At 35.5% G+C, this 24841-nt stretch carries 23 protein-coding genes and 1 pseudogene; 3 read left to right on the top strand and 21 right to left on the bottom strand.

What is annotated here, in order from left to right; all coding sequences use genetic code 11:
* Positions 1-59: 59 nt before the first annotated feature.
* Complete coding sequence (locus CYJ36_RS11485; protein ID WP_101567406.1) at positions 60-1385, bottom strand: 6-phospho-alpha-glucosidase; 1326 nt, start codon at positions 1383-1385, stop codon at positions 60-62.
* Between the two features lie 148 nt (positions 1386-1533).
* On the opposite strand from CYJ36_RS11485, the gene CYJ36_RS11480 reads away from it, so the two are divergent.
* Positions 1534-2343 carry a MurR/RpiR family transcriptional regulator gene (locus CYJ36_RS11480; RefSeq protein WP_101567405.1) on the top strand — a complete coding sequence of 270 codons (810 nt, stop codon included), beginning with the start codon at positions 1534-1536 and terminating at the stop codon, positions 2341-2343.
* Positions 2344-2378: 35 nt separating this feature from the next.
* On the opposite strand, the pseudogene manA reads toward CYJ36_RS11480, so the two are convergent.
* The 17 genes and pseudogenes from manA to CYJ36_RS23625 form a co-directional block, all read right to left on the bottom strand.
* Positions 2379-3048 (bottom strand): annotated as a pseudogene (gene manA, locus CYJ36_RS11475) (mannose-6-phosphate isomerase, class I); the annotation flags it as partial.
* A gap of 105 nt (positions 3049-3153) precedes the next feature.
* The gene (gene galE / locus CYJ36_RS11470) at positions 3154-4125 is read right to left on the bottom strand and encodes a UDP-glucose 4-epimerase GalE (protein ID WP_101567404.1); all 972 of its coding nucleotides are present in this window, start codon (positions 4123-4125) and stop codon (positions 3154-3156) included.
* Between the two features lie 117 nt (positions 4126-4242).
* A complete protein-coding gene (locus CYJ36_RS11465; protein WP_101567403.1) occupies positions 4243-5532 on the bottom strand; it encodes a lipopolysaccharide biosynthesis protein in 1290 nt (429 codons plus the stop codon).
* A complete protein-coding gene (locus tag CYJ36_RS11460) occupies positions 5525-6235 on the bottom strand; it encodes an acylneuraminate cytidylyltransferase family protein (RefSeq protein WP_101567402.1) in 711 nt (236 codons plus the stop codon). The genes CYJ36_RS11465 and CYJ36_RS11460 overlap by 8 nt, the downstream gene beginning before the upstream one ends.
* A gap of 11 nt (positions 6236-6246) precedes the next feature.
* A complete protein-coding gene (gene neuC / locus CYJ36_RS11455; protein ID WP_180850247.1) occupies positions 6247-7380 on the bottom strand; it encodes a UDP-N-acetylglucosamine 2-epimerase in 1134 nt (377 codons plus the stop codon).
* 17 nt (positions 7381-7397) lie between these two features.
* A complete protein-coding gene (locus tag CYJ36_RS11450) occupies positions 7398-8444 on the bottom strand; it encodes an N-acetylneuraminate synthase family protein (RefSeq protein WP_101567400.1) in 1047 nt (348 codons plus the stop codon).
* 25 nt (positions 8445-8469) lie between these two features.
* Positions 8470-9384 carry a polysialyltransferase family glycosyltransferase gene (locus CYJ36_RS11445; RefSeq protein WP_101567399.1) on the bottom strand — a complete coding sequence of 305 codons (915 nt, stop codon included), beginning with the start codon at positions 9382-9384 and terminating at the stop codon, positions 8470-8472.
* Positions 9356-10555: a hypothetical protein gene (locus tag CYJ36_RS11440; protein ID WP_101567398.1), complete on the bottom strand. Its 1200-nt coding sequence runs from the start codon at positions 10553-10555 to the stop codon at positions 9356-9358. The genes CYJ36_RS11445 and CYJ36_RS11440 overlap by 29 nt, the downstream gene beginning before the upstream one ends.
* Positions 10552-11325, bottom strand: coding sequence for a DUF4422 domain-containing protein (locus CYJ36_RS11435; RefSeq protein WP_101567397.1), 774 nt, complete (start codon positions 11323-11325; stop codon positions 10552-10554). The genes CYJ36_RS11440 and CYJ36_RS11435 overlap by 4 nt, the downstream gene beginning before the upstream one ends.
* Positions 11322-12425, bottom strand: coding sequence for a UDP-galactopyranose mutase (gene glf, locus CYJ36_RS11430; RefSeq protein ID WP_101567396.1), 1104 nt, complete (start codon positions 12423-12425; stop codon positions 11322-11324). Before glf ends, CYJ36_RS11435 begins: the two co-directional genes overlap by 4 nt.
* 32 nt (positions 12426-12457) lie before the next feature.
* Positions 12458-13147, bottom strand: a complete 690-nt coding sequence (locus tag CYJ36_RS11425; protein ID WP_180850245.1) for a sugar transferase — start codon at positions 13145-13147, stop codon at positions 12458-12460.
* On the bottom strand, positions 13140-14033 hold the full coding sequence (gene galU / locus CYJ36_RS11420; protein ID WP_101567394.1) for a UTP--glucose-1-phosphate uridylyltransferase GalU: 894 nt from the start codon (positions 14031-14033) through the stop codon (positions 13140-13142). Before galU ends, CYJ36_RS11425 begins: the two co-directional genes overlap by 8 nt.
* A gap of 150 nt (positions 14034-14183) precedes the next feature.
* Positions 14184-14948 carry a tyrosine-protein phosphatase gene (locus tag CYJ36_RS11415; RefSeq protein WP_101567393.1) on the bottom strand — a complete coding sequence of 255 codons (765 nt, stop codon included), beginning with the start codon at positions 14946-14948 and terminating at the stop codon, positions 14184-14186.
* Between the two features lie 124 nt (positions 14949-15072).
* Entirely contained in the window at positions 15073-15774 is a 702-nt protein-coding gene (locus tag CYJ36_RS11410) for a CpsD/CapB family tyrosine-protein kinase (protein WP_374702796.1), read from the bottom strand.
* Positions 15764-16513, bottom strand: a complete 750-nt coding sequence (locus CYJ36_RS11405; protein ID WP_101567392.1) for a YveK family protein — start codon at positions 16511-16513, stop codon at positions 15764-15766. Before CYJ36_RS11405 ends, CYJ36_RS11410 begins: the two co-directional genes overlap by 11 nt.
* Positions 16514-16740: 227 nt before the next feature.
* Positions 16741-16872, bottom strand: a complete 132-nt coding sequence (locus CYJ36_RS24395) for a hypothetical protein (protein ID WP_257962456.1) — start codon at positions 16870-16872, stop codon at positions 16741-16743.
* Positions 16873-17034: 162 nt separating this feature from the next.
* Positions 17035-17178 carry a hypothetical protein gene (locus tag CYJ36_RS23625; RefSeq protein ID WP_180850243.1) on the bottom strand — a complete coding sequence of 48 codons (144 nt, stop codon included), beginning with the start codon at positions 17176-17178 and terminating at the stop codon, positions 17035-17037.
* A 314-nt stretch (positions 17179-17492) separates the two neighbouring features.
* On the opposite strand from CYJ36_RS23625, the gene CYJ36_RS11400 reads away from it, so the two are divergent.
* Both CYJ36_RS11400 and CYJ36_RS11395 read left to right on the top strand, forming a co-directional pair.
* Positions 17493-19169 (top strand): SWIM zinc finger family protein, encoded by a 1677-nt coding sequence (locus CYJ36_RS11400; RefSeq protein WP_101567391.1) that lies wholly within the window; start codon positions 17493-17495, stop codon positions 19167-19169.
* Positions 19159-21915, top strand: coding sequence for a DEAD/DEAH box helicase (locus CYJ36_RS11395; protein WP_101567390.1), 2757 nt, complete (start codon positions 19159-19161; stop codon positions 21913-21915). The genes CYJ36_RS11400 and CYJ36_RS11395 overlap by 11 nt, the downstream gene beginning before the upstream one ends.
* Positions 21916-22289: 374 nt before the next feature.
* Here the strand turns inward: CYJ36_RS11395 and CYJ36_RS11390 are convergent, their stop codons facing one another.
* From CYJ36_RS11390 to CYJ36_RS11380, 3 genes are all read right to left on the bottom strand, one after another.
* A complete protein-coding gene (locus tag CYJ36_RS11390; RefSeq protein ID WP_101567389.1) occupies positions 22290-23060 on the bottom strand; it encodes a hypothetical protein in 771 nt (256 codons plus the stop codon).
* A 141-nt stretch (positions 23061-23201) separates the two neighbouring features.
* Complete coding sequence (ssb, locus tag CYJ36_RS11385; protein WP_101567388.1) at positions 23202-23549, bottom strand: single-stranded DNA-binding protein; 348 nt, start codon at positions 23547-23549, stop codon at positions 23202-23204.
* 158 nt (positions 23550-23707) lie between these two features.
* Complete coding sequence (locus CYJ36_RS11380) at positions 23708-24106, bottom strand: hypothetical protein (RefSeq protein ID WP_101567387.1); 399 nt, start codon at positions 24104-24106, stop codon at positions 23708-23710.
* Positions 24107-24841: the final 735 nt, after the last annotated feature.

Below are 24841 nucleotides of genomic sequence, written 5' to 3'. Positions count from 1 at the left end.
ATTTGTTGCTGGAAAAAGGAGAGAGAAGCCCTATTGAACAACTCTCTTCCGAAAAACCATTAGTTTAATTCTGGCCAAAAATCTTTGTTTTGCTCAATCAATGCATCCAGGACTTCCCGTGCTTTTCCTGCAGATACAACAGTGCGATTTAAAGTTAAAGCCTGTAATGCTTTTTGATAGGAACCTTCAAGATACGCTTCAACCGTCAGCTTTTCATATGCAAACTGCCCTTCAATTAACCCTTTATAGAAAGTTGGTATTTCGCCTACTGCATAAGGTCTGGGACCGTTTGAAGTTATGCTTGCTGCAACCTCTACCATAGCATCCTTAGGCAGATTATCAATGATGCCGTCATTCTTCAAGATAACTACGAAATTATCTCCTTTATTATAAGCAATAGATTCTGCCACAATTAGGATGAACTCCCCATGAGCATCGTTGTGAACGACATGAGAATCCTTTGCACTATCCTGTGCAATGATGCGCTGACATTCTTCAAATACTCTTTTTTCACGGCCATTCATGACTTCATTTGCACGCGTAAATTCTGGGTTTAGTTTATTCAGCACCTTATCTGGATACAGATAATATTGCAAGTATGTGTTCGGCAGGAAATCAGGGAAATCCCGGACCATCTGTTCCACCATTGCATATGTTTCAAGCCACGACTTGTCACGCTGCTCATAATCAACAGGTCTGAATCCGCCTTCTAAAATTACCTCCCTTAATTCAGGAAGCAAATCATTTCCTTCTTGATCGTATAAATGTGTAAACCACCCGAAATGATTCAAACCAAAGTAGACAGGGTCAAAGTCTCTTGGATTACGATCCAGCAATCTTCCATATGAGCGAAGAAGGTTTTCCGGCTGATCGCAAATGTTTAATATTTTCTTGTCTTCCGGAAAAATACGCTGCATAGCATCTGCCACGATGGCTGCGGGATTGGTATAGTTTAAAATCCAAGCATCCTTAGTCTTGCTCCGAACATCATTTATAAGTTCTGTCATATCCCGAATGGATCTCATACCATAAGCAAACCCGCCTGGTCCGCATGTTTCCTGCCCAATGACGCCTAAACTAAGCGGAATTTTTTCATCCTTCTCGCGCATCGCATATCCGCCTGTTCTCATCTGAACAAAAACAAAATCCTGGTCTTCCGTAATCGCTTCTTCTTTGTTCGTTGTATAATGAAAGTCAAGTTCAGGAAACTCTTCCCTGAATAAAATTTTAGCAAATTCACCAATCACTTTTTGACGTTCTTCGTTCACATCAAGCATCACAAGGCGTTTGATCGGAAGCGTTTTTTTTCTGACGCAAATGCTTTTCAGCAATCCTGGTGTCCAAGTACTACCTCCACCAACGATCAATACGTTATACTGTTTCATATAAAAATCATCTCCTAGAGAGTTTGTTATCAGTTACATGAACATCATACCAAGGAGACTCAGAAATAATAGAAAAGTTTCATTTTATGAAACTTTTCATCAAGAAAGGCCTATATGAACAATAGGAAAATGTAACGGGGGCTCATTGATGTACAACTTTATAGCCAAATTACTTAACTTTATTGAATCTTCAACGGATCATACTAATTCAGAGATTGTCATCGCCGAATACATATTACGAAATGTTGATAAAATTCCTGGCATGTCGATCTATCAGCTTGCTGAAGCTTGCCATACGTCGCCAGCCACCATTACTCGTTTCTGCAAAAAGTTTGAAAATATTTCCTTTAAAGAACTAAAAGAATATGCAAGAACCTATATTGAATTCAATGATTCAGAGGTAGACTACACAGAAATAGAGGAAAGATTAAACGAAGACCAGCTCCAAACGTATTTCCACGACGTGCAAAAATCTCTGCAGGAAACAAGCGAGCTTATGAATTCAAAAGAAATCCTGGAGATTGTCAAACGTATCCACCGCTCGAAAAAGGTTTCATTCTTTGGTGTTACCTTTTCACATGTCATCGCACGAAACGCCCAGTTTAAATTTATGAGACTCGGTAAATACTCGACTGCCTACAGCAATCATGAAAACCAGATTGCCGATGCTGAATCCTTAACTTCATCAGACGTTGCGGTGGTCATATCGTTCTCAGGCCAAACTAGATTTATTGTGAGATTAGTAAAAACACTTAAGGAGAAAGACATACCCATTGTTGCCATTACAGGAAATGAAGAATCTTTTCTATCAAAAAATGCAGATGATATCATTCGGGTCAGCAATCGGAAAGTTACCACTTATAAATCTCCTATTATTGAGGAATTGAGCATGCTGAGTGTGGTTAATTCAGTTTATATGATTTATTCTTTGTTTTTGGGTGGAATGGAGAAAAAATAAGAGAGAACTCTTTTAAAGGAATTCTCTCTGTTCATTTAAATATGTGAAACGATCAATTCACAAGTCCCGTTAATTGAAAAGCTTCCTGTCTCAGCAGGCAAAATAAAATGAGTCCCCTTTGGAAGAGGGTAGGTTTGACCTTCGTGAATAAGATCACCTTCTCCTTCAATCACGCTGCAGAGAAAGAAGGGCTGATCCTGCGTGAATGATGCACGACCGTTTACCTCCCATTTGCATACCGTAAAATAAAGCTCTTCTACATATGTTGTAATCGTTTTTCATCACGGCAACTGAAGGACGATTTTGATCATCAACATAAGGCACAGTACTGACATCAATCGCTTTTTCTAAATGCAATTCACGTTTATTGCCTTTGTAATCCTCCAGATCGTAATCATAGACATGATATGTGGTATCAGAGCTTTGATGTGTTTCAAGTACAAGTGTATCTTCACACAATGCGTGAAGCGTACCGCTTGGCACATAAAAGAAATCACCAGGCTTAATTTTAACGCGGCGTAATAGAAAATTCCATTCCCCGTTGTTCACCATCTGGATTAGTTCTTCTTTAGAAGAAGCATTATGACCGTAAATCATGTCTGCTCCTTCTTTACAGTCAATGATGTACCAGCATTCCGTTTTTCCTAGTTCACCATTTTCGTTATCATTTGCGTATTCATCATTTAGATGCACTTGAACAGTGAGGGGTTAAAAATAGGGTGACTGTGTCAAGTGTTCTCCTTCTTTCTATGTAACGATATTCATAAGCATACTAAAATAAGGCTGCACCTTAAAGATGCAACCCTAATATTACTTTACTCTCGTTTGATGCCAGTTCCAAGCTGTAGAAATAATCTTTTCTAACGAGTATTCCGCTTTCCAGCCTTGCTCATTGTATATTTTATCTGATGAAGCAACAAGTCTAGCAGGATCTCCTGCTCTTCGCTCACTCATCACAACGTACGCTTTCTTACCCGTTACTTTCTCACACATCTCAACCACTTCTTTTACTGAGTAGCCAAGACCATTACCTAGGTTGTAAGTAGCCGTATTTTTTGTCCCACCAAGCAGTGCTTCTAGTGCAAGAATATGAGCATTGGCTAAATCAGTAACATGAATGTAGTCACGAATACATGTCCCATCTTCTGTGTTATAATCAGAACCAAAGATTGCAATCTGTTCACGCTGTCCTAAAAGATGCTGAAGAATAATCGGAATAAGATGTGTCTCAGGATCATGCTCTTCTCCAATTTCACCCGTTTCGAACGCACCAGCAGCATTGAAATAACGGAGGACTACATAATTCAGCCCAACTGCTTTCGCTAAATCAGCAAGAATTTGTTCAACCATCAATTTGGATTGACCATAAGGATTGATAGGATTTGTCAAAGTGTCTTCTGTAATGATATCCACATCTGGAATACCATAAGTAGCAGCAGTGGAAGAAAAGATGAATTTGTTTATGTTAAACTCTAGCATTGTATTAAGTAAAGTAAGCGTTGAAGAAACATTATTCATATAATATTTCATTGGATTTATGACAGATTCTCCTACTAAACTGCTGGCAGCAAAGTGCATGACTGCGTCGATAGAATAAGTGGAGAAAAGAGATTCCAGGTCTTCTGTATTACCTAAATCTCCTTCAACAAACACTGCCCTTTCATCAACCGCCCATCGATGACCGGTTGATAGGTTATCTAGGACCACGACTTCTTTTGTTTTGAGGAGTTCTTTTACTACGTGGCTGCCAATGTAGCCTGCTCCGCCAATTACCAAGATCATAGATATCACCCTTAACTTTTAATGTTAAAATTAATAAATTTTCTAAAAATCCACATTCTGTAAAGTGATAATAGTTTAGAAATTTCAACTAAAATAATTACAACTGTCTAAATAGGATTATATATTTTCTCTAAATTTATTTTTAGACAGTAACCAAGGCATCTTATATACTTTATTAGCAATATACCATGTCAATATAAACGATATTAAGTAGCTAATAGCAGTAGCTTGCGCTGCACCTACTGCTCCCCATATTTTAATGAAAAAATAACTTAATACTAAGTTTATTATTGCAGTTAAAAAGGTAACAGTGGCTAAGTAATGAGTTTTTCCAACATAAAAAATATAGTTAGTTACCATCTTATACATACCATTAAATGCATAACCAATCGCTAACCAAATGACAAATTGATATGATGATTGATATTCTGGCCCAGCCATAACACTTATTAACCAAGGTGCAATCAATGCTAATAATAAAGCCGCAGCTATGATAACCACAAAATAGAAATAGGTAAATTTAACAATTTTCACTTCTACATCTTGTTTATTATTTTTCAAGTTAGAAAATAGCCATGGTACCCAAGCCTTATTAAATGAATCTTGTAATATCATAATAATCATACCTATTTGATATCCTACAGAATACAATCCTGTTTCTGCTACACCTACCATATTAGTAATAAGAATTCTATCACTCGCAGTAATAATATACATTCCAATTGCATGTGGGATTAATGGAGCGCCAAATTTCAACAAATGCCTTAGATCTTCTAAATTTAATTTAAAGTTAACCCATCCGTTTTTATACAAAGTCCCTAAACCAATTATTCCAAAAATCATAAAAGCCAATGTTTCAGCAAGAATCGCTCCCTGCCAATTTAAATACAACGCCATTACAAACCATAAGTTTAAAGCGAAATTAACTATTGTTTGTACTATTTGAAAAACAGCATATTTAAAAGGATTATTTTGAACTTGCCAAATAACTAAAGTCACTTGGAATAATACTTTACCGTATGAAACCAAAATCACCGACCAAAGCCAGCTTTGTGGAATTTGTGAAGCAGAACTAATAAATCCAGGAAAAGCTCCAAAGATGATAAACATAAAAATAGAATTTATGGTAACAAGAAAGAAGGAATTAGCTATATAGGTCGCTAATTCATCTTTTTTCTTTTCATAATATATCTTTGTTATTGCTCCGTTGATCCCAATTCCTATGAATGAAAATGCTAGACCAGCTATAACTTTAAACATCGAATAGATACCAAACTCTTCAGGACTTAGGTACCTTGTTATTATTGGTAGAAGCAAGAAAGGAATCGAAGCATTTATTATTTGGGTGATTACGTATATACTTGCAGAACTAAATAAAGAATTAGATGATATTTTTTTTTTAATCACCTGTTACTTCTCCTTCAGCAAGAAGTAATTTAAATATATCTAGATCTATAGGTTCGTCAATATCGATGTCATATCTCTTGTCCATAATATAAGATAGGCTATTATCATTTAAACTAGTATTTAGGGTAAAATTTTCATTTAGTTTATTAATATATATAGCTCCGTTTACTTTATAATAAGTTGGAAAGTCCTGCCTTCTAATTGTACTACTAATTTTTAGAATATTCTCTAATTCTCCATGATCATTTATTGTTCTCATTAAGATTGGATGATCTTGGACTTCTGATACACTTACTAAACTATTCCTATCCCTATCTACAATTTCTTTTATGGCTTCGTCTATATGCCAACCCTTTCTTAAGGGTTGAGTTGGCTGTAACAAGACTAGGTAATCATATTGAAATCCGCGAATAGCTAGCTCATTAACTGTAAAAATTAAAGCATCTATAGTTTTAGCAGTATCTGTTGCATATTCCTTTGGTCTTAAAAAGGGAACATCTGCACCAACTTTTTTTGCCACACGTTCTATTTCTAAATCATCTGTGGATACAATAATTCTGTCTAAGTAGTTTGATTTATTTGCTTCTTCAATAGAATATTGGATGAGGGGCTTTCCGTTAACCTCTCGAATATTCTTATGTGGAATACCTTTGCTTCCGCCTCTAGCAGGTATAACACCAATAAAAGATTTACCCTTATACATTTTTAATCACCCTAGTATTTAACATCTATAAAGTTTTTTTGGATTTTTAGCTCCCAAATTGAATCATTTTCCAAAATTCCAATAAACTTTTCGTCGCTTTTTCCATCACCAAAAATTGCTGTGGGTTGTATATCTAATTGTTGTACTTTGGCAATAGCACTTAATATTTCAGCTTCATATTCATGAACGTGAATAATATTATTTGAATGGTCCATATCGTATCGGTTTTTTTGCCTGTTTCCAATGTCAATAGAAGGTATACCATAAACTCCTGTCTCTCTTACACCTGCACTAGAATTCCCTATCATAAATTCACAATTTTTCAAAAGTGTTAAGAAGTGCTCAAATCTAATTGACGGAAAAATCTTAAAGTTAGAATTACCCTCTAATCTTTTGTATTCTTCTAAGATAATCTCGGAGCCTTCATCATTGTTTGGATAAATTACCACGTACTTCTTATTTGAATTAATAAGTGAATTAACTAGGGATTTAACATTAATCTTTAATTTATCAACCTCAGTTGTGACAGGGTGGTACATAACTATACTGAAATTTTCAAATTCTATATCATAACGTGCTTTGGAATTTTGAAGGGAGGGTAACTCGTCGGACATCATTATATCAATATCAGGAGAACCGATTATAAAAATATTCCCTTCCTCTTCTCCAAGTTGTATGACTCTTTTTTTAGCCTCTTCGTTACTAACTAAATGTATATGAGACATTTTAGTTATAGAATGTCTTATTGATTCATCAATTGTACCAGAAACTTCTCCGCCCTCTATATGGGCAACTTTAATATTATTAAAAGCACCAACTATTGCTCCTGCTAAAGCTTCTAACCTATCTCCATGAACAACAATCAAATCTGGTTTCATTTCGTGGACATAGTTACTTAAACCCAATATCGTATTACTTAAAGCAATATCCATTTGGGAATTTGTTTGTTGATTGATAAATTGATACAGATTTTGGAATCCATCTACCTTAAGTTCTTTCCATGTTAATCCGTATTTCGATAGCATATGCATTCCTGTAACAAAGATATTCAATTCTAACTTTACGCTTTTCTCTACCTGTTTCATAAGAGATTTTATTTTTCCGTAATCAGCCCTTGTACCAGTTAAGAATAAAACTTTTTTCATTATAATTCTCCCCGAAATTACTGTTCAACATCGTCCCAGTTTAAGTGTTCGTCATTTGATATATCTTTTACTAATTTCTTTCCAAGCAATTTATTATAATCTTCAGCTTTGATTTCACCAACACCAGGTCTTTTTACCCAGATATTCTCCTTAGTTAAAATATCTCCAGCCTTAAGATCAGCAGTTGTTACAACTGTCGCAAATGCAAAATCTATAGTCACTTGCTCTTCTGCAGCAGCTTCTTTCTTTCCGCCTCTCATTTCTGCAATTTCAGCGCTACCTTCTATTAGATCCTTTAATTCTTTAGGATCCATAGAACATAGAATATCAGGACCTTGACGATCTTTAGAATCGGTAAAATGTCTCTCTAAAACAGAAGCTCCAAGTCCAGTAGCTGCTAATGCTGCATTATTGTTTGCCGTATGGTCAGATAATCCAATGACTGCATTAGGGAATACTTGTTGTAATTCCTGCATGCCACCTAATCTAACTAGACGTGGAGGTGTTGGGTATAGGTTAGTGCAATGTAACAAAGAATATGGAACATTATATTCTTCTAATATCTTAACAGTTTTCTTGACACTCTCTATATCATTCATTCCTGTAGACACGATCATTGGTTTTCCAAATGAAGCAACAAGTTCAATCAAAGGATAGTTATTACATTCACCTGATCCAATTTTATAAGCTAAAACTCCCATTCTTTCTAAACGATATGCAGCAGCTCTTGAGAATGGAGTGCTTAAATAAATCATCCCTTTGGATTCTACATAGTCTTTTAAAGCTATCTCATCTTCTTCATTTAGAGCACATCTTTCCATAACTTCATATATAGAGACATCAGTATTACCAGGAATAACTTTTTTAGCTTCTTTACTCATTTCATCTTCCACTACATGAGTTTGATGTTTAATTACTTCTGCGCCTGCACTAGCAGCCGCATCAACCATTTCTTTGGCTACCACAAGACTTCCTTCATGGTTAATACCGATTTCTGCAATTACAAATGGTCTATAATCTTCACCAATTTTTCTGTTACCAATCTCAATAAAAGGCTTAATCATTATTTTCACTCCCAAAATTTAATTTCTAAACGCTAAAAAAATCAGGTTCTGTTTGAATTTTCTTTTTTGCATTTACATTATGCACTACACCACTACATATAGATATTGCAAGGGAAAACTCAATGCCTATTAAATTAAGTAACTCTCCTGGAAAATCTTTCTCAATCATATATATATCGTCTTTAAAGTTATACTTAGTTTGTTCTCTAGGATGTTGCTTTAAGATAATACTGTAACCTTCATTTCTCGTCTTATTAATAATATTTTCATACTTATTAATCTTTTCATCCTCCAACATATATCCATCTTCTGACAGTGGTTGGGTGAAAATTATAGCCAATTTCTTATTTGAATCTACTATTAATTTTTTATTAAGCTCAAAAACATCCAAAATCTTGGATCCTAATTCTCCATTAATTTCCGAAGGAAGTTTCAACTCAAATAGTTTACTTTTCAAGAACTCTGGGTATTTATCAGGCAAGGTAACTAATCCTTTTTTCACTTTATTATTAAGCAATAAATCCTTTCTACCACAGAGAATCAGATTTAATAAATATTTTATTAATATTTTCTTGGTCTTGATATCTTTATGATAAACTCCATAATGAGTAACTCCATCCTCAATAAGTACTAACTGATTATTAGTACAAAGTTTAAAAAATGAATATTCTGGGTTTTTATAAACAGTCCAATGGAAAAAAATAATATTATCATATTTTAATTTCAGTAAATCTTTATAACTTTCTCTATCATTTATTATATGGATCTCTACATTTTCAAATAATTTCTCTGTATTACTTTTTATAGTAATTAACTTATCTAAATCAAAGTTACTTTCAATCATTAAAATCTTAGTTAGTCCGTGGTAGTTAATTGAATTAATTAGAGAAATATAAAAATGATAATAAGATCTACATAGAAAAATTTGTTTTTTCTTCATTTTTTACTATTTCTCCTTTAAAAAGTATAAATCCCAACACAAAGTTAAACATGGGATCTGATAAACTCAAGCCGTTAAGTCCCATTAAGATAAATATTATGAAGATTCTTTTACCATTTTTTATTTTTTTGATAACATTATATAAAAATAAATATAATGGTAATGCAATAATTCCCAATTCATAAAACAACCTTCCATGCAAACTCACAATTCTTCCGTTTGAGTTTTCTAATCTATAAATTGGTTCTATGAATAAATTAGGATTTTTTAAAACTTCCATCTTATAATATTCTGACCAATCCATAACCCCATGAGGTAGGAAAAAGTTATTAGCAAAGCCTTTAAATGACAAAAATATATGAGCAAACCTGATATTTAAGCTGGGATCTGTTATAAAAATACTTAATGGATTTTCAGAAATAAACTTAACTAACATTATCATCCTAGAATTTTCAATCATTTTATATGATATAAGAAATAATAATAGCAATATACATAAATACCCTATATTTCTAATATTTTGATTAATGTTTGTTTTTGAATAAACTAATATAAATAGTATTCCTAAAGAATAAAATAAACCAACAGCACTCTGAGCTAACAAGATTGAAATCAATAATGTAAAAAATAAATATTTCTTATTTTCATTTTGAATATATAAAATTAAAGAAATTAATATTAATGCAATAGAGAAATATGCAGGCTCATTTGCTAGTGAAATAACACCTCTGCCATCATTAAAGACTCCTCTAACTCTCCAACCCGTAAGTAATTCTTTATTAAATAGTTGGATTAGTCCAATAATCGCCCAAATAAAGTAGAAAATTTTTAAAATTATTTCTAATTTTTTTTGATTGATATATTTCATCAAATAGTTTGTAGCTAATGGAATAATAAATAATGATATATAACCAAATAGACCTCTAAATAATCCAACTATATCTTTATTTGTACCAAATAAATAACATATTATAATAGTAATAATACATAATATTAAATAGACAACGTAATGAATTAACTTAATATTGAAACCTCTCAACCACATTATTATAAATATAATAAATGACACTAATAATGCATATAGTTGAACATCAGTATTTGTACCCACACCAAAAAACTGTAAGTATGGAAAAAATACCGTTATTAAAAATATTAAGTGATAAAGAGTCATTTTTGAAATTTCCTTTTTAAGAAATTAACATATTTTGCAAGTTGATTAGTCTTCTCTAAAGGTAATAAATCCAAATTTTTAACAGAAAATTCATTGTAATCTAACCAAACATTGAACAACCTTTCACTTATAAACCCAAAAACTCTTTTTTGATAATTATCATAATTCGAGATATCAATTCTCTTTTCGAGTTCAAACAATATATCAAATAACCATTCACAATAATTATCAAATACTTCTTTTTTCATTACAAACATATTAAAGAGGTATAGTGTTGATCCACTCATAATATTCTCAAAACTCTTTAGATATTCAGGTGAGATTTCTTCAATTATTTTTTTAGTTTCTTCTAAATCTTTTATATTATGAGCATTTTGATAATGAGACCAAACTGATTCTATATAGTAGTTTCTTTTTTTAGGAAGTATAATATCAGACGTTTCTAGTACTTTATTTATATCAGATTCTTTTAATGCTCTTTCAATCATCTCTGTTCTATTAAATGCATTAAATGTTTTCTTTTGGATAGTAAAATATCTCCTATAATGACATAAACCAATATTATTTACAGTTAGATTTTTCCACGCCCAATAAATCCCTGTAAGTTCGCAGTAACTTGGGTTTTTCAAAGATATATTATCTCCTGTATTATCCCCCTGATACCCTAGATCTGCTTTTCCTTCTCTACCTACATGCAAGGGTAAATACATATCACTCTTTGGCATTTGGTATTTCTTATGTGTTGCAACTAGTATTTTTATATTTTTCATTGTCCAAATTCCTCTTTAACAATTTTTAAAGCAGCACCAATAACTTGATGCATATCATAATATTTATAGTTAGCGAGTCTACCACCGAATATTACCTTATCTTCTTTATCTGCTAACTCTTTGTATTTTCTATATATTTCAGTATTTTTTTTATCATTGATTGGATAGTATGGCTCATCTCCTTCTTTCCATTCAGCTGGATATTCTTTTGTAATAACTGTTTTATCTTGAGTACCAAATTCAAAATGCTTATGTTCAATTATTCTAGTATATGGAGTATCTCTATCAGTGTAATTGACAACAGCGTTCCCTTGATAATTATCCGTTTCGGATAGTAGCTCTGTCTCGAATTCTAAACTGCGATACTCCAAAACTCCAAACTTATATTCATAATATTGATCAATCATACCTGTAAATACTATTTTATTTGCTAGTTTTATCAGCTCATCTTTTTCCTCAAAGAAATCAATATTAAGTTTAACATCACTATTTTCTAGCATTTTTTCAACTATTGAATTATAACCACCAACAGGAATTCCTTGATATTTATCGTTAAAATAATTATTGTCATAAGTAAATCTGACAGGAAGTCTTTTTATAATAAACTCAGGTAGATCAGTGGCTGCTCTCCCCCATTGTTTTTCTGTATATCCTTTTATTAATTTTTCATATATATCTGTACCAACCAGCGAAATCGCTTGCTCTTCTAAATTTTTAGGCTCATCAATACCTGCAATTTTTTTTTGTTCTTCTATTTTTTGTTTAGCTTCTTTTGGAGTTTTAACTCCCCATAACTTATTAAAAGTATTCATATTAAATGGAAGATTATAGATTTCGCCATTATAGTTTGCAATAGGGGTATTTGTATATCTGTTAAATTCTACAAACTGATTAACATACTCCCATATTTCTTTGTTATTGGTATGAAAAATATGAGCACCATATTTATGAACGTTTATCCCGTCAATATTTTCGGTGTGAATATTTCCACCTATGTGGTTACGTTTATCAATAACTAAACACTTTTTTCCTCTTTTAGAAGCCTCGTATGCAAATATTGAGCCATACAGACCCGCTCCCACTATAAGATAATCGTACATTTTATTATTCTCCTTATTTATATACATATTATTTAATAGGCTCCCCTTCTCAAGAGCACAATCCAAATCGTAAGAAATAGAATTTTCAAATCAAACCATGAGGATTGATTATATACATAGTAAAGTTCTAAATCTACTCGTTCTGGATACTTTACGTCACTTCTTCCACTGACTTGCCAAAAACCAGTTAATCCAGGTTTCACAGAAAGGAAATCATTAACTCTATCACCGTATTCTTCTAACTCTTTTTCAACAACGGGCCGCGGTCCAATTAAACTCATATCACCCTTTAGAACATTAAAAAATTGAGGAATTTCATCTAAACTCGTTTTTCTTAAGAAAGCACCTAATTTAGTTATCCTAGGATCTTCGTGTTGTTCTAACTTATAGTTATTTGCTACATATTTCTCATAGAGTGCTTTATCAGATCTCAATCTTTCCTCAGAATCAATTGCCATTGATCTAAATTTATAAATAAAAAATTTTTTCCCATCTTTCCCAACTCGAATCTGTTTGAAAAAAACTGAACCTTTTTTTCTTTCAAATAAAAATATCGCAGAAATAACAAAAATAATAGGAAAGCAAAAAATAAGTCCTAATAGTGCAGAAAATATATCAACAAACCTTTTAGTGATTAAATAAATTGAAGAATTATTTTTAACTTTATTTGTTATAGAATAGCCTTTAATCCCTCTTGAATTTTCAAAGTGTATATTAGACATTTTCATTTACTCCAACTAATTCTAATTGTAAAAGCTTCTGTAATTCCGCGAGTAGATCCCTTTTTAGGTCATCTCTTTTTAAAGCCATTTCCACTGATGTTAAAATAAAACCTAACTGTTCACCAACATCATATCTTTTACCTATAAAATCATAAGCGTATACATGCTGCTCTTTGTTCAATCTTTGAATAGCATCCGTTAACTGTATTTCCCCACCTGCACCAGTTTCTTGCTTATCTAAATGTGTAAATATTTCTGGAGTAAAGATATAACGCCCCATAATGGCTAAATTTGAAGGAGCATGACCTTTAGCAGGTTTTTCCACAAAGTTACTTACCTGGTATCTTCTTCCTTCACTAGAAACAGGATCAACGATTCCATAACGGTGAGTATGCTCAACCGGTACAGTCTGAACTCCTATTACAGAAGATTGCGTTATATCAAACTGATCAATTAATTGTCCAAGACAAGGTTTATCAGCTTGAACAATGTCGTCACCTAATAATACAGCGAAAGGTTCATTTCCAATAAATTTACGTGCACACCATACTGCATGGCCTAAACCTTTGGGTTCTTTTTGTCTGATGTAATGCAAATTGATTCCAGATGATTTTCTAACCTTATCAAGCAATTCAAACTTTTCTTTTTCAATTAAGTTTTGTTCAAGTTCAAAGTTATGATCAAAATGATCCTCAATTGCTCTTTTCCCCTTACCAGTTACGATTATAATATCCTCAATTCCTGATTCTATCGCTTCTTCAATTATGTATTGGATAGTTGGTTTATCTACGATTGGTAACATTTCTTTAGGCATTGCCTTTGTTGCTGGCAAGAACCTGGTTCCAAGTCCTGCCGCCGGGATAATCGCTTTTTTTACTTTTTTCAATGTCACAGACCCTCTTTATTATTTAATTTATTAAATATAAATTATTTTTCTTTATGCTAAAGTTGCCTTAATCCACATACGTCTATAATTCATTCAGAAACAATGTCAGTTATAAGCATGCTTATAAGTGAATAAGAGGAATCATCCATTTTAAAAAATACCTAAAAATTTCTTTTTCTTAATTTTGCTTGGATCCATTTTATAAACATTTAAATTCTTAACCAACAATTCTGCGTTTTCTTTAAAAAGGTATACAGCATCCGATCCAAATTCTTCATTAAGAACATCATATCCATTGACAAGTCGAAACGGACGATTTTTCAAACTGTGAACGTCAGACGCTAGAAAATGAGTAAGCTGCGATTCAATCAGCTGAAATGTGAACTTCTTAATATTCTTCCCAAAATGCCCCGTTAAGCTAGATGCAGTAATTTGTGTCAAAGCTCCTTTATTCACAAGGTTATACAATAGATCCGGATTCTCAATGATTTCTGAATTTCGTTCAGGATGGACGATGATTGGCGTGAGACCCTTCAATTGAATGTCAAACAGCATTTGTTCTGTATATCTTGGTACATGTCCAGAAGGCAGTTCAATAAATACGTAGGTTGTGTGGTTGAGAGACAGGATAAGATCATTTTCGAGTTCAGTAATCAGATCTCCGTGTATTCTTGTTTCCTGTCCTGGCAAAATGACTAGAGGAATGTTTTCTTTGGTTAATAGCAGGTTTAATTCATCTACTTTATCAATGATAGATTGTTTATAATTTAAGTATTTTCCATTTTGATGATGAGGCGTTGCAACGATTTTGGTAATTCCTTCTTCAACTGCTACTTTAGCAATCTGTACTGCTTCTTCTAAGCTTCCAGCACCATCATCCAGTTTAGGCAGGATGTGTGAGTGTATATCAATCAATAGGTTCACCCCCAAGGATTTTTAGATAGGTATTCAAAAGAGTTAAAATACCTATCTTTAAATATAATCAAAGAAAAAACTCATTCTCTTATAGGTCTTAAGATGTGTTTTTTATTCAAAAAAATTACTTCGCACCATAATAATAGTAATAATGACTATCCTGAACCTTTTTGTTATTCAGTACAGTTCCAAGAATTTTAGCCTGAGCCTGTTCAAGTAGTTCTTTTGCTTTTTTTGCTGACTCTAGTTCTGTTCTTCCACTGCTTACAACCAGCACTACTCCATCTACACTATTAGATAGAATCTGAGCATCTGCCACTGCAAGAACTGGCGGCGTATCAAATAGGACAATATCGTAATCTCTTTTAGCATCTGCTATGAATTGTCTCATTGTTTTAGAAGCCATTAGCTCAGCAGGATTGGGAGGAATCGGTCCGCTTGTTAATAAAGAAAGAAAGTCTTGACTTGTAACTTTTACCGCTTCACTTAATGTCGATTGCCTAGTTAATATATTTGTTAACCCTACATGATTATCAACTTTAAAGGTATAGTGAGCTGTTGGCTTACGAAGATCAGCGTCAACTAATAAAACCTTTTTACCTTGCTGAGCAAAAACAACAGCTAGATTAGCAGCAGTCGTTGATTTACCTTCACCAGGACCTGCTGATGTAACAATCATTGAACTGATTTCTTCATCAACCGTTGAGAATTGAATGTTTGTACGAATTGTCCGATATTGCTCTGCAATTGGAGATTTTGGAGTTGTCATTGAGATTAAGCTTCTATTTTGCATTTGAAATAATTGTTTGCGATCTTTACGAGCCAAGTGACTCACCTCTTGTTCTTGTGTTCGAATTTAGTACTGCTTTTTGATCCTTCATTTCTTGTTCCATATCAATTCTTGTAATTGCACCTAGTACTGGAAGTCCTAAATGTTTTTCTATATCTTGTTCATTTTTAATCGTATTGTCTAAGTATTCAAGTAAGAACGCAAAGCCAATACCTGTCATTAGACCCACAACTAAAGCAATAGCAATATTCAACACCGGCTTAGGTTTAATCGGCGATGGGTCAGTACCTAGTTCAGCTTTTGATAAGACACTTACATTATCTACATTCATAATTGTTGCAATTTCTTTCTGAAAAACTGTGGCAATTGTATTTGCTAGTTCAGCAGCTTGCTTAGGATCTTCATCTTGAACTGAAATGGTTACAACCTGTGAGTTTTGCTCACTTGCTACCGTTACATTACTGTTTAATTGACCGCTGGACATGTCTAATTTTAGTTCTTGAATAACTTTATCCAAAATAGCCGGACTCTTGATAATGACGTTATATGTGTTGATTAATTGGAGATTCGTTTGCACTTCTCCAGGATTAAATACCTGTTGTTCATTCTTTGCTTGATTCACGAGAATTTGAGTAGAAGATTGATAGATAGGAGTGAGAATAAAATAACTAATGATTCCGCTCGTGGCTGCAGCGATTGCCGTGATAATGATGATGAGTGAAAGACGTTTCTTTAGTGTTTGAAACAGCTCTTTCAAGCTGATGGTTTCTTCCATGTTGACCTCCGATTATTTTATGTAATAATAAAAAACGCAAAGCTTATTATAATAAAAGACCTAGTCTAAATCTACATAATTTTACATTAAATGTGATAAAACTCTTACCTTTTGTCATTTATTATCTTTTTTTGAAACAATGATTATTATAACAAGGAATTGTAAATTGTATATTAAAATTTTTCCATTAAAAAAGGAGATTTGCATTTAGCAAATCTCCTTTTTGTTTATAATCCATTAATTATTACGGTAATAAGTATTGTAACCAAAATTGTGAAAAGCGGGATAGAGACAGTCATCATACGCTTTTTCATCTCTTTTTTTCGTTCCATTTCTTCTGGTGTGATCCAATGACTCATGTAGTAGGGCCCCCTCGAAAACTGTCGATATATGTCTAAAACTTTTTTGTCTACTTTTAATATATCGGGGGTTATACCTACTAGTTTAATAGAACTTTTGTCATATAGTGACGAAAAAAGTCCGCAAATCTGAATTTGCGGACTTTTTTCGGTCAAAATCTATTAAGATGCATATACTTTTCGAAATTGAAGAATCAGCTCATCCAGCATTTCTTTTGTCGTGATTTCATTTGAATGCTCGCCTTTTTGATAGGCGTGCATTAAAATTTGCAGAAGTTCTTCTTGTTTAAGGCTATTTTCTTTCATTCTACAAATTTTCCTTTCTTGTAAGTTTACATTTTTATACAACAAGCAGATTATACTGCGTTTTTTGACATTTTACAACTGGTATTTATACCATTCGTGTCGAACTATCTTTTATGTCCCCGAATATTCTTTACTCTAAACCTTCGTGCCGAAATTCCCTCTTCCCTTTCATCCTTCATCCATTATCAGTTATAATAAAAGAATTGACTAAGAAAAGCGGAATCGCCTGGTCAGCTCCGACAGACAGATAAAAAATCACACAAAAAGTCCGATTTTGACTTTTGGGGATTTTATTCTGTCCGAGGAGTTAGGCGATGGAACTTGACATAAAAGCGAAAAATTTTATACTTTCTTATTACTTAAAAAAGGAGCGGTGTGCCATGCATCAGCATGAACTGGATAAAGAGTTGATCGTGCATGCGGGTGAGCAGCTGCAGGATCAGCTTTCGCCTAAGTTAGAAGACGATCGAAATCTTGTGAAAAAAGGGCTGATGCTGTATCGGCAGGGCAGCGTGTACAATATAAAAATTGATGGACATACAGTGAGTGCCAATGTTCAGGATGTGACCCCTGTTAAAGTTGTGATTGAGCTTGATTTTTTTACGATGAGCTCGTGTTCTTGTCCCGCTGCTTTTCCATGCCGTCATGTCATGGCAGCCTTTCTCTATTTATATGCAAGCGTTGAACGGGTCGGTACATTTATGGACGCTTGGAATGCCATGACACAGCAGGCGATTTTAGCACAGCTTAAGCCCGCGAGCCAGATGATTCCTTCTGTGAGCTGGAAAGATGATTCCCTGCAAAGCTGGCTTTCTTTTTTCGAGTTTGAATATAAGCGCTGGTCCCAGAATCGTCCTCGGAATGTACAGCAAATTCAAAGCTTGTACAATCATTATTATCCGATTTTGAAGCGGAAGGCTCCTAAAAATCCGGACCTGAGACGGTTTTATCTTATACACGCAAACCTGACGACATTGTTCTACATGTTTCAGATACTTAATGAGACGAAACCAAATGAAAATTTGTTACACAATTTGTATCATTCTTATTTTGAAGAGTGTATTGATGCCATTACAAATGAACTTAGAGAGATGCGGAAATTTGCTTTGCCTTTCTCTCTTGATCCTCTTTTGGAGGAAAGCATACAGGTTTTTCATCATCTGATTGAAGGCAGTCAATATTTGCAATTTGAGAGGATCAGTCTTTATCGCATGCTTTGGCTCAGCCTGCTCAATCGTAAGAAATGGATTGAGAAGGAAATTAGCTGGCTTCATGGAAATCTAAGTGAACAATCGTTTCCTGAATATCATCTTGCTCTCATTCATATGGATTTTCTGCAGGGTGATGATGATGCGCTATTTGAAAAGATGAAGACGTTTAACACTGGTGCTTTTCCAATATTATTTGATTGGGTTGCGGATCTTGTTTCACGGAAGAATTGGAAGCGCGCAGCGAAGTGGTTCACGTATTTGCTTGGAAAGTCGGATGATTTTCTAAACTCTGATATTCCATATGAAGAAAAGCGTCGTTCGACTCGATTTTTCCTTGATATGCTTGCTGAGTATTCCCTTCAAACGAAGGATGAGCGCATCTATGAAAATGCCTGCCGCAATACGCTGCCATTCAGCTATGCGGAGTATCATCATTTTCTCGTGAATCGAAAGCAGTTCAGGACATGGGCAGAGCTTCATTTGCTGCTTGGGTATGAATTGTATGAGATTGACCGGGATTTGTTAAAGGTTGTAGAGAAGGAAAGTCCTGAATCACTGCTGACGATTTATCATCATGCCATTCGCCAGGAGATTTCGATGCGGACGAGAAGCAACTATAAACTTGCGGTGCGTTATTTGAAGAAAGCGCGCACGTTATATAAGAAAGCAAAGAATGAGGCACAATTTGAAATCTATCTTGAAAAGCTATCACATGAGCATCGGCGCTTGCGTGCTTTTCAAGAGGAGCTGAAGAGAGGAAAGTTGATTCATGCTGAATGATTTGAAGATTTCTGTCCATACGGAACAAATCGAGAATTTTCACTTTTACGTATGGTGCACGACAAAGGATGAGAAAACGCTCGGAACAAATCATATGCGGCGCTACTTGTTCACCTGGCATGAATCCTCTTTCTTTGGATCCTTGCTAGAAGATGTGAGTTATATCGGTGTCCCTTCGTTTTTGCTTTCTCCATGGATGATGGTGGAGCTGATCGGAAAAGATACGACGAATTCGCTTGCTGATATTGAGTACAGCGGCGATGCCGTCCCGCTGATTGATGCGGCTGAAGCGATTTACGACTGTATTGTGAATGGCGAATTTATGCCTGATTTTGAGCGCTGGAAAAATGGTGCATTTGGGTGGAGAGACATTAAGGGTGAGCTTGAGGGGTTTACGGCAGATTGGCTGTCAGCAGCAGTGAATGATTTAATTGATCAAAATCCAGACCTTGGACGTGCATGGAGTGACATTGTGAATGCTTATGCTGCGACCGAGAAATTCGAAGGACATTTTCTTGATGAACGTGACTGGCTTGAGAAAATTGGCTTCTTGATTGATGATGCACCGTTTACGATTGGACTTCGTTTAAATGAGCCTGATTACGATGGCGATGATTGGAAGCTTGAACTGTTTTTACGTGATCGGAAAAATCCCGATTCGTTTCATCTTTTTCAAGGGTTAAAGGATTTGCCGACACCTTGGAGAGGTTATATGGACCGGATTGAACGTGAGCAGCAGCGCTTTGAGGAAATTGTGCCTTGGCTTTCTTTTCAAAACGGCAATACTCATATTACTGAGGATGAGGCGTGGCTCTTTTTAACAAGTGCGAGTGAAACGTTCGTCAATACCGGTGTGGAAATCCTTTTGCCATCATGGTGGCAAGTTGTCCGTGATTCAAAAGTGATGCTGAAGGCGAAGATGTCGTCGGCCCCGCGCGGACAATCCTTTGTTGGCATGAACTCGCTCATTGATTTCAACTGGCGTTTTGCGACGAATGGTGTTGAAATGAGCGAAGAAGAGTTCATGGGAATGGTAAATGATAACCGCCGTCTTGTGAACTTTAAAGGACAGTGGATCAAGCTTGATCCTGCTTTTATTAAGCATGTGCAATCGATTTTGAAAAAAGCTGAAAAAGAAGGATTGCACTTTTCAGATATTCTGCAGCAGGAACTTGCTGAGACGCGTGATATTGATGATGAAGTTCTTGATTCAAGGGCTTTTGCTAATATTCATATTGAACTAAGCCGTCAAATGAAGTCGATGCTTCGTCAGCTGACGGAGATAACGGATATTCCTACGCACAATGTTCCAGCATCTTTTCACGGTGACCTGCGTCCTTATCAGCAGCAAGGGGTTGACTGGCTGCTGTTTCTGCGGAAGTTCCATTTTGGCGCTTGTTTAGCGGACGATATGGGGCTCGGCAAAACGATACAGATGATTGCTTATTTCACATATGTAATGGAGCATGAAAAGCGTGAGACGCCGTTCCTAATTATTGCTCCAACGTCGGTTCTCGGTAACTGGCAGAAGGAAATTGAGAAGTTTGCTCCTAGTTTGAAGGTTCATCTTCATTACGGTCCAAATCGGGCAAAGGGTGAAGATTTTCGTGTATCGCTGGCCGATACGGATATTGTTTTGACATCATACGGCCTGTCTCACGCGGATCATGAAGAGATTGCTTCTGTTACGTGGAGCACGATTTGTTTGGATGAAGCGCAGAACATTAAAAATGCGCACACGAAGCAGTCCAGAGCGATACGGAAGTTGAAGGGCCAGCATCATATCGCCCTGACAGGAACGCCGATGGAGAATCGTTTAACGGAATTATGGTCAATTTTTGATTTTATCAATACTGGCTTTCTTGGAAGCTTGCATCATTTTCATAAACGATTTGTGCTGCCGATTGAGAAGGATCGCGATCCAGCGATTATCGGGAATCTGCAGCAGATGATTAAGCCATTCCTGCTGCGGCGGACAAAGAGGGATGAACAGGTTGCGCTTAATCTGCCTGAGAAGCAGGAGCAAAAGGAATATATCCCGCTTACGGTTGAACAGGCCTCCCTTTATGAACAGCTAGTCAAAGATACCTTTGACCAAGTGACACAGCTTGCAGGCATGCAGCGGAAGGCATTGATTTTGAAGATGCTTGGGAAGCTGAAGCAAATTTGCAATCATCCTGCGCTGTATTTGAAAGAGGAACGGGCTACATCTGTGACGACGCGATCACATAAGATTGAGAAACTTCTTGAGCTTGTGACTGCCATTCGCGAGCAAGAAGAAAGCTGTCTGATTTTCACGCAATATATCGGCATGGGCGAAATGATTAAGTCCCTGCTTGAACATGAATTTGGAGAAAAAGTCTTGTTCTTAAACGGCAGTGTCCCTAAAGCGGCGCGCGACAAGATGGTGGAACAGTTCCAGAATAAAGAGTTTTCAATTTTGATTTTGTCTCTGAAAGCCGGCGGAACCGGACTGAATTTGACAGCTGCCAACCACGTCGTTCACTACGATCGCTGGTGGAACCCGGCCGTTGAAAACCAGGCGACAGACCGCGCCTACCGCATCGGTCAAAGCCGCTTTGTTCACGTGCACAAGCTGATCACAACGGGAACCATCGAAGAAAAAATCGACGGCATGCTGGACAAAAAGCAATCCCTGAACGATGAAATCATCCAAAGCGAAAGCTGGATTACAGAGCTGTCTACAGACGAACTGGAAGAGCTTTTCACCCTCTCCATGAGCTAGGAGGCGCGCGACATTGAGCAAGAAAAAGGAAGAATTAAAGAAAGAAACAAAGAGTGACGAGTGGAAGAAGTTGTATGAGTTGATTTTGAAGAAGGTTGGGAAATAGGATTAGAAGCCAGTCCGGGTTGCGGGCTGGTTTTTTTGTATGGTGGGATAAGGGGTTTTGGAAGGATCGAATGGAGTATGAAATGGCTTGTGCATGATGTCTGTTTTCAGTCTGAACCAGGTCTTACTTGCGAAAATGGGGTTGTTACTTGCCGGAATGCCCTTTTTACTTGCGGAAATCCAGTGCATACTTTCCATTTTGCTGATTATACTTTCTTTTTTCCATATACCGCTTAATTAGAAGGTCTCAAAAAAAATCACCCTCTCACTTAAGGCTGATTCAACTCATGCAATTTAAATATTTCCAGGTCATGCTCCGCTGATTTTTTCTTTAGATACTCGATCTCCAGCCGTTGATGTGAAAATTCTTTTAGAAGCATGGTGTCTCTTGCCTCGCTCTTTTTCTCATTTTCATTCACCTTGTCTTCTAGTTCTGTAATTGCCTTTAGAATCATCTTATCTCTGTTCTTACTGTTCACTTCATTATCATCAAGCTTACCTTCGAGGATTACCATTTCTTGCAGTAATTCTGTTCTTAATCCAGAAGTTTCTGTTTTGAATTCTTTTGTCATTTCTGTTCTTAATCCAGAAGTTTCTGTTTTGAATTCTTTTGTCATTTCCGTTCTTAATCCAGACATTTCTGTTTTGATTTCTTTTGTCATTTCCGTTCTTAATCCAGACATTTCTGTTTTGAATTCTCCTGTCAATTCTTTTCTAAGCCCTGACATTTCTGTTTTGAATTCTCCTGTCAATTCTGTTCTAAGCCCTGACATTTCTGTTTTAAATTCTGTTGTCAGCTCAGTTTTCAGCTCTGACATATCTGATTTGAACTCAGTTCTCAGCTCCGACATATCCGCTTTTAATTCTGTTCTCAGCTCTGACATATCTGATTTGATCTCAGTTCTCAGCTCTGACATATCTGATCTGAATTCAGTTCTTAGCTCTGATATTTCTGCTTTCAATTCTGTTCTCAGCTCTGCTACTTCCGTTGTAATTCCGTCGATACCAGTGAGAATTCGGTTTAGCAGCTCTTCATTCATGCAATGATACCTCGCTTTCTTTATTTTATTATAGCCTACTTTCCTAATCTTAAGAAAGAACTAGCCAGTGAGATCTGGCTAGTTAAGTGGGGAAGTGGGGATTTCATTGATTCTGTCTCTGAGAGGAAAATCGTGGGGTTATTATTGTTCGGTTACTGCAAGTTCACGGGTTTTGCCGCCCATGAAGCGCACCGAGTCTGCGACGACTTCTGTGACATAGACGCGCCGGCCTTCTGAGTTTTCGTAGTTACGGGTTTGAATTCGTCCGGATACTCCGACGATCGAACCTTTACGGCAGTAGTTCGCTGTGTTTTCTGCGGTGCGTCTCCATAGGGTGCAATTGACGAAGTCTGTGTCCATGTCACCTGATGAATTTTTGAACGATCGGCTGACTGCAAGGGTAATATTGGCTACAGGGGCCCCTTCTGCCGTGTACCGCATTTCTGGATCTTTTGTTAATCTGCCGACTAGTGTGACTGAGTTAATCACCTAATTCCTCCTTCCGTTTAGCTTACAGGACTATTGTAACGGTTTGTTGAAAATAGGGAAAATATTGAAAATCAAGTTTTACAATGTGAAAATTCATTTTTTCATAGCGGGATTACTTTTTTTAGAAGTGAAATTAAAACAATTTATCGTGCATCTTGCTATTTTCTAAAAGTGTGAAATAAATAGGATTGCTGTTCTTTTCCTGAAAAGCTGATGCTTTGGAGAATGGATTGAAATGATGGAGATTCGATGAGTTCTTTTTGAATGGCGGTTTCTTCATAACGATTTACCTGCTCCACCCATTCAAAAGATTTGATCGACAATCGATTTTCTTGCAGATTGAATTGTATTCTTACGATTTGAAGCTTGTCTTTTGTTTCATATAATATTTCAACGGTTGATTCCCTATAAACGTGAAAGTGGTAATACTTCGTTTTCCCTGCAATCAATTCCCCTACTTTCAATAAGAGCGGTGTATCTTCAAGCCTTTCCAATACAACTTCACCTGTCACTTGTAAGTCTTTTACCGTTATTGTTCTTAATTTGAACGTTTCCATGCATCAGCCTCATTTCTTGAATTTTACTATTTGAACATAACAAATTATCAGTTCTTTGAAAATATGGAGAATCAGGCATATTTGCTCATATTTTGTAATAAATTGTAATTTAATGCACATTACCTCTTTTTTCCTATTAATAGTTCAAAAATGCTCTTCTTTCGTTCATATTTCTGTTTTTGTTCATTATTTGAACAATTATTTATCTGTTCTCTATTAGAACTATAGCTCCTTTACGATATGAGTAAAGTGTTAGCACAACGGAAATGAAGGTGCAATCCAAATGAATGAACTGGAAACACTTAAGATGAACATCAAATTTTATCGAAATCAATTCGGCTGGTCTCAGGGAGCAATTAGCTGAGCGGATGAATGTGTCCCGGCCTTGTTATTACCCGTCTGGAAACAGGTGAACAAGCTCCCGAACTTTCCTACCTTATTTCCTTAAGCAATGCATTTAAAAAGAAAAAATCCCATTCTTCACGAGGTTTACGCCCGCTATGAAACAGAATCCAATCTTGCAGTGATTATTTAGTAAAAACACCTCATTTACTCGAACAAATTGAACGAGTGACACTCTTGAAATCAAAAACCCGCAAACATGTTGAAGAATTACTCATTTCGAATATCGAACACATTTTTAAGATAATTGAATAATTCGGCTCATCCCTTACCTTTGGTGCTACATCATTCCTGTATGGTATAATGTAACAATAACCAAATAGGAACGATACA

The sequence above is a fragment of the Bacillus sp. UMB0893 genome (assembly GCF_002858905.1).
Classification (GTDB): Bacteria; Bacillota; Bacilli; order Bacillales; family Bacillaceae; genus Bacillus_P.
The sequence above is the reverse complement of the archived record's forward strand: the minus strand, read 5'-3'. Positions and strand labels throughout refer to the sequence as shown.